General features: G+C 69.8%; 12 protein-coding genes. 3 read left to right on the top strand and 9 right to left on the bottom strand.

The genetic code is table 11. The annotated features are described in order from the left end of the window. Positions 1-946: sugar porter family MFS transporter (locus E1264_RS35035; RefSeq protein ID WP_132180547.1), on the top strand; the 946-nt coding region annotated here is incomplete at its 5' end. Between the two features lie 10 nt (positions 947-956). On the opposite strand, the gene E1264_RS35040 is transcribed toward E1264_RS35035, so the two are convergent. From E1264_RS35040 to E1264_RS35075, 9 genes are all read right to left on the bottom strand, one after another. Beyond that, positions 957-1,811, bottom strand: a complete 855-nt coding sequence (locus E1264_RS35040; protein ID WP_132180549.1) for an ABC transporter permease subunit — start codon at positions 1,809-1,811, stop codon at positions 957-959. Next, positions 1,804-2,610, bottom strand: a complete 807-nt coding sequence (locus E1264_RS35045) for an ABC transporter permease (RefSeq protein ID WP_132180551.1) — start codon at positions 2,608-2,610, stop codon at positions 1,804-1,806. The genes E1264_RS35040 and E1264_RS35045 overlap by 8 nt, the downstream gene beginning before the upstream one ends. After that, on the bottom strand, positions 2,607-3,419 hold the full coding sequence (locus tag E1264_RS35050; protein WP_132180553.1) for an ABC transporter ATP-binding protein: 813 nt from the start codon (positions 3,417-3,419) through the stop codon (positions 2,607-2,609). The genes E1264_RS35045 and E1264_RS35050 overlap by 4 nt, the downstream gene beginning before the upstream one ends. 7 nt (positions 3,420-3,426) lie before the next feature. Next, positions 3,427-4,557 carry an ABC transporter substrate-binding protein gene (locus E1264_RS35055; protein WP_132180555.1) on the bottom strand — a complete coding sequence of 377 codons (1,131 nt, stop codon included), beginning with the start codon at positions 4,555-4,557 and terminating at the stop codon, positions 3,427-3,429. A gap of 18 nt (positions 4,558-4,575) precedes the next feature. Next, positions 4,576-5,625, bottom strand: coding sequence for an alcohol dehydrogenase catalytic domain-containing protein (locus tag E1264_RS35060; protein WP_132180557.1), 1,050 nt, complete (start codon positions 5,623-5,625; stop codon positions 4,576-4,578). Further along, positions 5,622-6,359 (bottom strand): RraA family protein, encoded by a 738-nt coding sequence (locus E1264_RS35065; protein WP_132180559.1) that lies wholly within the window; start codon positions 6,357-6,359, stop codon positions 5,622-5,624. The genes E1264_RS35060 and E1264_RS35065 overlap by 4 nt, the downstream gene beginning before the upstream one ends. Beyond that, complete coding sequence (locus E1264_RS35070; RefSeq protein ID WP_132180561.1) at positions 6,356-7,261, bottom strand: amidohydrolase family protein; 906 nt, start codon at positions 7,259-7,261, stop codon at positions 6,356-6,358. The genes E1264_RS35065 and E1264_RS35070 overlap by 4 nt, the downstream gene beginning before the upstream one ends. A gap of 159 nt (positions 7,262-7,420) precedes the next feature. Continuing rightward, positions 7,421-7,543 (bottom strand): hypothetical protein, encoded by a 123-nt coding sequence (locus tag E1264_RS46090; protein ID WP_279491864.1) that lies wholly within the window; start codon positions 7,541-7,543, stop codon positions 7,421-7,423. A gap of 128 nt (positions 7,544-7,671) precedes the next feature. Beyond that, complete coding sequence (locus E1264_RS35075; protein ID WP_132180563.1) at positions 7,672-8,100, bottom strand: ATP-binding protein; 429 nt, start codon at positions 8,098-8,100, stop codon at positions 7,672-7,674. Between the two features lie 99 nt (positions 8,101-8,199). Here E1264_RS35075 and E1264_RS35080 point away from each other — a divergent pair, with 99 nt between their 5' ends. Continuing rightward, positions 8,200-9,015 carry a helix-turn-helix transcriptional regulator gene (locus E1264_RS35080; RefSeq protein ID WP_165964543.1) on the top strand — a complete coding sequence of 272 codons (816 nt, stop codon included), beginning with the start codon at positions 8,200-8,202 and terminating at the stop codon, positions 9,013-9,015. Next, positions 9,012-9,194, top strand: coding sequence for a DUF397 domain-containing protein (locus E1264_RS35085; protein ID WP_132180566.1), 183 nt, complete (start codon positions 9,012-9,014; stop codon positions 9,192-9,194). Before E1264_RS35080 ends, E1264_RS35085 begins: the two co-directional genes overlap by 4 nt. Positions 9,195-9,261: the final 67 nt, after the last annotated feature.

Consider the following 9,261-nt stretch of genomic DNA (forward strand, 5'->3'; position numbering starts at 1 on the left):
GTACCTGGTGAACATGGTCTTCTCCGGGGCGGGGAACTGGCGGGCGATGATCGGGGCGGGGGCCGTCCCGGCGCTGGTGATCGTCGCGGCGACGCTGTGGTCGCTGCCGGAGTCGCCGGTGTGGCTGCTGACGCGGGGCCGCAGGGGGCAGGCGCGGCGGCTGATCGCCTCGGTCACCAACGTGGCGACCGCCGACCGGCTGATCGAGCGGTTCGAGCACCGCCGGGAGACCGAACGCCGCCAGGACGACCTCCAGGGCGGCGGCGCGGCGCAGCGCACCGGGTCGCGGGCGCTGCTTGCGGCCCAGGTGCGTCCCGCGCTGGTCGTCGGGCTGGCGCTCGCGGCGCTGCAGCAGTTCGGCGGGATCAACACGATCATCTACTACGCGCCGACGATCATCGAGCAGACGGGGCTGACCGCGTCCAACGCGATCGTCTACTCGATCGCCATCGGGGTCATCAACCTGGTCATGACGATCGTCGCGATCCGCGCCATCGACCGGTCCGGGCGCCGCCGGCTGATGCTGTTCTCGCTGGCGGCGATGACGGTGACGATGGCGCTGCTCGGCCTGGCGTTCGTCGCGGACTTCTCCTCGGTGCTGTCGCTGGTGTTCATGGTCCTCTACATCGCCGGGTACGCCGTCGGGCTCGGCCCGGTGTTCTGGACGCTGATCGGCGAGATCTTCCCGCCCAGCGCGCACGCGGCCGGGTCGAGCGCGTCCACGGCCGTGAACTGGGCGTCGAACTTCGTCGTGAGCCTGGTCTTCCTGCCGATCGCGCACGCGATCGGCCAGGGCGAGACGTTCTGGATCTTCGGGATCGTCTCGCTGCTCGGCCTGCTGTTCGTCGCGCGCTACGTGCCCGAGACGAAGGGACGCGACTTCGAGGAGGTCGACGCCGACCTGCAGTCCCGCTTCGGCCGCCGCCCGGCCGAAGCGTCCCGATGACCCCGGGCGGTCAGCGGGACGACTCGAAGTAGCGCTCCGTCCCGGCGCGGATCACGCCGAAGAGGATCTTGTTCTGCAGGACGCCGAGCAGCATCAGCACCACCAGGACGGAGAACTCGGCGGCCACGTTGATCGCCTCGCTGTAGGTGAGCAGGAGCTGCCCGAGCCCGCCCGCCGACGGCGCGACGAACTCGCCGACGATCGCGCCGATCAGCGCGAACGCCATGCTGATCTCCAGCCCGGACACGATGCCCGGCATCGCGGACGGCAGCGAGATGCGGACGAACCGCTGCCGCCGGTTCGCGTCGAACGCCGTCGCCATCTCCAGCCGCGTGCCCGGCACGGTGGACAGCGCGGCGAGCGTCGCGATCACGGCGGGGAAGAACGCCAGCATCGCCGCGAAGCTGAACTTCATCGTCAGCCCGAAGCCCAGCCACAGCGCGCACACCGGGGCGAGCGCGATCTTCGGCAGCGACTGGAACGCGACCACGTACGGGTACAGGACGAACCGGACGAGCCGCGACTCGGCCATCAGCATGCCGAGCAGCACGCCCGATCCGGCGCCGAGCACGAAGCCGATCAGCGTCGCCTTCCACGTCTCCCAGGTGCTCTGCCCGACCTGCTCCAGGAAGATGTCCGAGCGCATCACCTCGAACACGTCGGTCGGCGCGGGGATCACGACCCCGCTGATCTCGAACCGGGAGATCACGAGCTGGATCAGCAGCACCCCGGCCAGGCCGACCGCGAGCGGCGGCAGCAGCAGGAACGCGGCCTTCCCCAGCGGCCCTGAGCGGAGCGGCCGCCTGGGCGCGGGCGGCTCCCGTCGTCGGACGCGCGGCTCGGGCGCCTCGGTCACCTTATTCATTGGGCATGCGCTCCAGGATGAAATGCCGGGCGAGGCGGACGAGAAGCGCCAGCGCCAGCCCGACCACGACCAGGATCATCAGCACCGCGAATTCCTCGGCCAGCCGGAAGTCGCGCTGGTAGACCTGGAGGATCACGCCGACGCCGGCGTTGGCGCTGATCAGCTCGCCGGCGATCGCGGCGAGGAACGACAGCACCACCGATATCTCCAGCCCGGAGAAGATCGGCACCACCAGCCCCGGGAAGACGATCTTGCGGCGGATCTGGGCCTTCGACGCGCCGAACGCGGTCGCCATCTCGATGCGGCCCCGGTCGGTCTCCGCCACCCCCGCCATCGTGCTCACCAGGATCGGGAACAGCGTCGCCGCGGCGACCAGCCCGATCTTGGACGTCATGCCGAGCCCGAACCAGATCACGAAGATCGGGGCGAGCGCGATCGGCGGCAGCGCCTGCAGCGCGAGCGCGTAGGGGTAGAAGCCCTGCCGCAGGATCCGCGACTCGCCGAGCAGCACGCCGAGCACGACGCCCGCGACGAAGCCGATCAGCAGCCCGAAGAACGCCTCGCCGAGCGTGGTGCGCAGCGCGGTGAGGTACTCGCCCCATTCGCCGGAGGGCCCGAGCGCCTTGACGACCGCGTCCAGCTTCGGCACCGAGCTGCCGTCGCCCTGCACGCCGGACGGCAGGACCTGCCAGGCGGCGAGCAGGGCGCCCGTGACCACCACGAGCGAGCCCCAGCGGACGGCCGCCCCCCTTCCAGAGGAAGCGGGGCCCGGAGTGCCGGTCGCCGTCGGGGCGGTCATCCGCCGACCTTCACGTCGGACGCGAACAGCCGGTCGCGGACCTGCCCGCACACTTCGGCGAACTCGGGGGTGGCCATCAGCTCCTTCGTCCGCTCCTTGGGGAACGGCGGCGTGACGACCTCGACCACCGTCCCGGGCCGCTCCGAGAGGATCACGACGCGGGTCGACAGCAGCACCGCCTCGTCGATCCCGTGCGTGATGAGCAGGGCGGTCTTCTGCGTCTCCCGCCAGATCCGGTTGAGGTCGATGTTCATCTGCTCCCTGGTCAGGGCGTCGAGGGACCCGAACGGCTCGTCCAGCAGGAGAAGGCGCGGGTCGTCGGCCAGCGCCCGGCAGATCGCGACGCGCTGCCGCATCCCGCCCGACAGCTCCTTCGGGCGCCGCGACTCGAACCCGGCCAGGCCCGCCCGCTCCAGCAGGCCCGACACGCGTTCGCGGGCGGCGTCGGTGACCTTGCCGTGCAGCTCGACGGGGAACAGGCAGTTGGACATCACGTCCCGCCAGGGCAGCAGCGTGGCGTCCTGCAGCGCGATGCCGATGTCGCGGCGCGGCCCGGTGACCGGCTCCCCCCACACCCGCACCGATCCCTCGGTCGGGCGCAGCAGCCCCGCGATCATCTTCAGGATCGTGCTCTTGCCGCAGCCGCTGGGGCCGACGATGCTCACGAACTCGCCGGGCTCGACGGTGAGGTCGACGTCCTTGACCGCCTCGACGTCCCGGACGGCCTTCCGCCCGCGCCCCCGCCCGGCGAACACGTGCCGCAGCCCGGCCAGTTCGACCGCGTGCTCTTCGGTGCTCATGTCGCCCATGTCGCCCTCAGCCCTCGAACTTGTAGTTCTTGGCGGCGTTCTGGATCTGCTGGGCGTCGAAGTCGTTGAACGCCTTCACGAACTCGTTGGTCACGAAATCCTCGGCCTTGAACGCGGTGGGTGTCAGTTTCGTCGAGACGGAGAAGTCGCTCCACGCCTTCACGCCCGACTCGGGGAACTCGCCCCAGTTCTTGTTGGTAGCCGGGTCGCCGCTGGTGATGTGCGTGGTCCGCAGCGCGAGGATCCGCTTGTTGTCCTCCATCTTCTTGTCCTCGGGGACGCCGGGGATGTTCGTCTTCGGATAGACCTCGTACATCATCTTGATGGCGGCCTCCGGATTGGCGGTCGCGAAGACGTTCGCCTTCGCCATCGCCCTGCCGAACCCCTCGATCACCTTCGGATTGGCCTTCATGAACGACTGCTTGGCGGAGAACCCGGTCGAGAAGAGCTGCTGCCCGAGCGCCGACTTGAAATAGCGGAGCTTGGCGCCGAGGTTCTCCATCGCCGCGTACTGCGAGTCGAACAGCATCAGCGCGTCGACCCGCTTGGCCTTCAGCGCGTGGTAGGCACCGGCCTCTAGCCCGACCGACACGAACTGGACGTCGGTGTCGGGGTTCAGGCCCTGCTCGCGCAGCAGGGCCTTGGCCAGCGGGATCGTCCCGCTGCCGAGGCTCTGCGCGCCGATCTTCTTGCCCTTGAAGTCGGCCCAGTTCTGGATGGGGCTGCCGGACTCGACGGCGAAGCTCGCCACCTGCGACCGCGCCCAGTTGAAGAACATCCGCTGGTCGGACTTGTTGTTCACCGCGTCCGGGATGAGCGACTGCGGGACCGGCGCGGCCATGTCCATCTGCCCGGCGGCGACCGCCTGGATCGCCTGGGTCGAGCCGGGCGTGAACGTCGTCTCGACCTTCAGCCCCTCCTCCTTGAAGTAGCCGAGATAGCGGGCCACCGGAATGGCGGCGAAGCTGGAGTTCATCGCCTTGATGGACAGTGCGACCTTGACGGTCCGCAGATTCTCGCCGCTCTCCTTGGAATTGCCGCCGCCGTCACCGCACCCGGCCGCCGCCAGCGCGACCGCGACGGACGGCACCAGGACGCGGAACGCCAGAGAGCCCGCTCTCCGAGATCGAGGTCCCATCTTCGATTCCTCCACAATTCATCCGGCGGTGTCGGGGACGAGGAGAATCCGCCCGGTCGCCGAGCCGCTCTCCAGGATTTCGTGTGCTCTCGGCGCCTCCGACATGGGAAGCACGTCGGTCACCACGGGGGTGACCACGCCCCGCTCCATCAGCGTCAGCACGTCCTCCAGCTGCCGCCGGGTGGTGCTGGCCGCCGACCTGATCGAGATGTCGCGGCCGCGCCACCCGACCAGGTCCGCCACCACCCGGGGCGGCGCCTTCTGCACCTCGCCGACCAGCACGAGCCGCCCGTGCAGCGCGACGGTCTTCACGCTCGACGCGAACGACGCGGCGCCGACGTTCTCCAGGACGACGTCGCAGCCCCGCCCGCCGGTGACGCCCATGACGTCCGCGCTGTAGTCGGCGCCCCGCTCGACCAGCAGGATCTCGTCCGCGCCCGCCTCCCGGACGGCGTCGACCTTCCCCGGCGACGTGGTCTGCGCGACGACCCGCGCCCCCATCGCCTTCGCGAGCTGGATCGCGTGCAGCCCCACGCCGCCGCCCGCCCCCGTGACCAGGACCGTCTCCCCCAGCTCCAGGCGCGCGACGTCCCGCAGCGCGTTGAGCTGGGTGCCGACGGCGCAGGACGCGATCGCGACGTGCGGCGACGCGAGACCCGGCGGCACCTTGACCAGGCTGCCGTCCGACACCGCCACCAGCTCGGCGTAGCCGCCGTTCGGCCCGATGTCGCCGAGGAACACCTTGCGCGGGCAGCGCGTCTCCCGCCCCATCCGGCACTCCCGGCATTTGCCGCAGACGCGCTGCCGCTGGTTGGAGACCACCCGGTCACCGACCGCGAAGTCCACGACGTCGGCGCCGACCTCGACCACCGCGCCGACGACCTCGTGCCCGGGGATGATCGGGAAAGTGCCCGGGATCTGGCCGCGCCGGACGAGCACCTCGTGCATGCACGCCCCGCACGCCTCGACCCGCACCACGCATTCGTCGGGCGCGGGCTTGGGCGGTTCCGCGTCCGTCCATTTCATGACGCCGGGCGGCCCGGTCTCGGCGGCGACGACGGCCTTCATCGACTCTCCGATCTCTCGCTCGTTGGCTGGTCCCAGGCGGCGTCGACGAAGCGTCCGCCGTCGGCGGGGAAGTTCCCGGCCCAGTCGCGCACCGCGAACAGCGACTCGCCCTCGCGCACGCGCGGCGTCAGCGTCGTGGCCTCGCGCAGATCCCGGGCGGCGGCCGCGTCGGCGACCCGCGCGGCGTCCTCCAGCGGGACGACCGCGACACCGTCGCCATCCGCGACGATCAGGTCGCCGGGCCGCACGTACGCGCCGCAGCACACGACCGGCACGTTGCCCCACCCGGCGCGCGTCTTGCCGGTGGCGGCCGGGGTCACGCCGAGCGCCCACAGCGGGAACCCGACCCGCTCGATGTCGGCGATGTCGCGGGCGTGCCCCTCGATCACGGCGCCCGCGAGCCCGCGCGCGGCAGCGGACTCGCTGACGTTGGCGCCCCACACCGCCGAGTCCACCGGCCCGTGCTGGGACGTCCACACCAGGAAGTCGCCGGGCCCCGCCACCTCCAGCATCGCGTGCAGCGTGAGGTTGCTCCCGGACAGGTCGAGCGCCGTGACGGCCCGCCCGACCGCACGCGTCCCGGGCGCCAGCGGCCGGACGCCGCGCAGCAGGTTCCGCTGCCCCATCGCCTCGTGGACGGACGCCACCGCCAGCTCGTCATACGCCCGCAGCACCTCGTCCGGCGGCCGGGGCGCCCGGGTGAAGACCGTGCCGCGCGGATGCAGGCCGGTCATCGCGGCTCCGCCGGGAAGTCGCCCAGCCCGGCAGGGTTCGCGACGAGGATGCGGTGCCGGGCGCCCTCGTCCGGGACGATCTCCTCGATCAGGTCGACCAGCACCCCGTCATCGGGCATCTCGCGCACGTTCGGATGCGGGAAGTCGGTCCCCCACAGGCAGCGCTCGGGCGCCTGCGCCGCGAGCAGCCGCGCCAGCGCGACCGCGTCCGCATAGGGCGGGCCCTGCGCGGACATCCGCTCGGGCGCGCTGAGCTTGACCCACACGTCGCCGGTGTCGAGCAGCCGCCGCAGCGCCCGCACCTGCGGGCCGTCAAGCCCGGTGGCGAGATCGACCCGCGCCATGTGGTCGATGACGGCGGGCAGCCCGGTCGAGCGGAGCGTGTCGAACATGTCCACGACCGCGTCGCCGCCGATGTGGAACGCCACGTGCCACGCGTAGGGCCGGACGAGATCCAGCACCGCCGTCAGCTCGTCGGGTGTAGGGCTCGGTCCCAGATGCGGCATGAACTGAACACGCACCCCGCGCACACCCGCCTTGTGCAGGGCCGCGACCTCGGCGGGCGTGCTCCGCGGCGTCAGCAGCGCCACGCCCCTGTACCGGTCCGGATACGTGCGCAGCGCGTCGAGCAGCGCCGAGTGGTCGGTGCCGTGCGCGGCGGACTGGACGATGATGGCGCGGTCCAGGCCCAGCAGGTCGTGGCGGCGGCGCAGGTCGTCCTTCGACACGTCGGGCGGGTCGTACGCCCGGTCCTCGGCATAGGGGAAGACGTCGCCGGGACCGAAGAGGTGGCAGTGCGCGTCGCAGCTGCGCGGCGGCAGCCGCAGGCCGGGGACCTTCGGGTTCGGGTGAGGCGGGGCGGCGACCCTCCGGCCGCCCCGCGTCGCACCTTGGGATGCCATGGGACTCGTTTCACCGTGGACGGATGTCAGGGAAGGCAGAAAGTTCGCCCGTCGCACAGTTGTGCGCTGGTTGAAGCGAGTCTGCATGACGGACCATGAGCGGTCAAGGGGCCCGGCACGCGCTTGCGGCCGGGCCCCTCCTCCGTCCGCCGGGGGCGTTCAGTCCAGCCTGGCGAGGACGTCGGCGTCCTGATCCGGCATCGACAGGAACGGCGAATGCGGGGAATCGAGCACCTCGACGGACGCCGCGTTCCCGGGGAACGCGGCGTCGGCCCCGCCCATGCTGTGGGCGACACGCCGTGACCGGCCCGCCCTACGCGGCGAGCCGCCGGATCTGCGCTACGAGCAGGTCACCCGCCGCGTCCAGGCCCACGCTCGACACGGGCTCCCCAACAATCTCGCGCCCAAGATCAGGGGATCATTCGCGCCCAGACCCACTTTCCGCCGAACGGGTCGCACGTGACCCCGGTCGATGCGGAAAGCGCCCGGACGATGTGCAGGCCGCGCCCGCCATTGTCATCGAACGACTCCTCCGACTGGTCGAACACGTCGAGGATCAGTTCGCTCATCGGCTTGAGCTTCGGCATCTCCGGCGACTGGTCCCAGACGGCGATGATGACGCCCTGCGGGTCCCGGCTGAGCTGGAATCGGATCTCCGTGTACGGCGCGTGCCGCCCCGCGTTCGTGACCAACTCGGAGACGACGACGAGCGAATCGTCGACGATATGAGAATAGTCCCATTTGTGCAGCCGGGCGCCCACGACCATGCGCGCGATCCCCACCGCCGCCGGCGTCCCCGCCAACTTGATGATCAAATCTCCCGCCACCGTCGTGACCATCTTCGCTCCCTTGTCGAGATTCCGAATTTCTGTGGCAAGGATCACTGCGGCGCCCTATGGTTTGCCTGTACAACCAAAAAAACCAAACAGGAGAACGCGATGCCCATCGTTCGGGATCCCATCGATCCCAAGCTCTCCCTGTATCACCTTCTGGCCTTCTACCTGCGGTTTCTTCGAGAGAAGGCTGGGCTCTCCCTCACCCAGGTGGGCCAGGTCATAGGCGTGGCCCGATCCTCTGTTTGCAACATGGAGGCCGGTAGACAGCGACCCCAAGAGCACCACCTCGCCAAACTCGACGCGAAGTACGGCACCGGGATGCTTTTGCAGCTAATGCTCTGGTTTGCCCGAATGGTGCATGACCCCGACTGGGGTCGCCAACTCCTGAGGTACGAGGAGCAGGCGAGTGCGATCAGGAGTTATCACGGCCACACGATTCCGAGGCAATTCCAGACCGAGGAGTACATCGGTGCCCTAGTTCGCGCTGGGACAGTCGATGACCCCGATGCTGAGATCGCCGAGCGCATCGCCAGACAGCGGAAGCTTCTGGGCCGTGAGAAGCCTGCGTTCTCTCTCGTGATCATGGACGAGGGGGTGTTGGCGTCATGCGTCGGCGGAGCGGCCGTCATGAGATCCCAACTCACGCACCTGCGCGCAGTCATGGATCTTCCAAACGTCATCATCCGTTTCATCCCACCCTCGGCTGGGGCGCACGAGGGATTCGACGGCCCCTTCCAGATCATCAGCCTGGAGGGGCGGGATGTTGCGTACGCGGGGGCTCAAAACGGCGGCCGCCTGATCGAGGGGCCGGTGGAAGTCAGAGACATGTGGACTAGGTTGGATCGCATAAGCGCGAAGGCCCTCCCGGACGATGCCTCGCGCGCCCTCGTCGAGCAGTACTTGGAGAAGTACGCATGAACGTTCAGTGGCGAAAGAGCAGTCACAGCGGCGGCGTCAACGATCAGCACTGCGTTGAACTGGGACGTCTTGCACACGAAGTCAAGGTGCGAGACTCCAAGGACCCGAACGGCGGCCACCTCACACTTACCTCGGATCAGTTTGCCACCCTCATCGCCCACATCAAGCGGCAGCCATGAGCGTCCACTGGCGGAAGAGCACTCACAGCGGCGGCATAGACGACAAGCAGTGCGTTGAGGTGGGACG

The organism is Actinomadura sp. KC216 (assembly GCF_004348535.1).
Taxonomy (GTDB): Bacteria; Actinomycetota; Actinomycetes; order Streptosporangiales; family Streptosporangiaceae; genus Spirillospora.

Coding starts and splice junctions, on each gene's coding strand:
- E1264_RS35040 (WP_132180549.1), bottom strand. CDS start 1,811: ATGAATAAGGTGACCGAGGCGCCCGAGCCGCGCGTCCGACGACGGGAG.
- E1264_RS35045 (WP_132180551.1), bottom strand. CDS start 2,610: ATGACCGCCCCGACGGCGACCGGCACTCCGGGCCCCGCTTCCTCTGGA.
- E1264_RS35050 (WP_132180553.1), bottom strand. CDS start 3,419: ATGGGCGACATGAGCACCGAAGAGCACGCGGTCGAACTGGCCGGGCTG.
- E1264_RS35055 (WP_132180555.1), bottom strand. CDS start 4,557: ATGGGACCTCGATCTCGGAGAGCGGGCTCTCTGGCGTTCCGCGTCCTG.
- E1264_RS35060 (WP_132180557.1), bottom strand. CDS start 5,625: ATGAAGGCCGTCGTCGCCGCCGAGACCGGGCCGCCCGGCGTCATGAAA.
- E1264_RS35065 (WP_132180559.1), bottom strand. CDS start 6,359: ATGACCGGCCTGCATCCGCGCGGCACGGTCTTCACCCGGGCGCCCCGG.
- E1264_RS35070 (WP_132180561.1), bottom strand. CDS start 7,261: ATGGCATCCCAAGGTGCGACGCGGGGCGGCCGGAGGGTCGCCGCCCCG.
- E1264_RS46090 (WP_279491864.1), bottom strand. CDS start 7,543: ATGGGCGGGGCCGACGCCGCGTTCCCCGGGAACGCGGCGTCCGTCGAG.
- E1264_RS35075 (WP_132180563.1), bottom strand. CDS start 8,100: ATGGTCACGACGGTGGCGGGAGATTTGATCATCAAGTTGGCGGGGACG.
- E1264_RS35080 (WP_165964543.1), top strand. CDS start 8,200: ATGCCCATCGTTCGGGATCCCATCGATCCCAAGCTCTCCCTGTATCAC.
- E1264_RS35085 (WP_132180566.1), top strand. CDS start 9,012: ATGAACGTTCAGTGGCGAAAGAGCAGTCACAGCGGCGGCGTCAACGAT.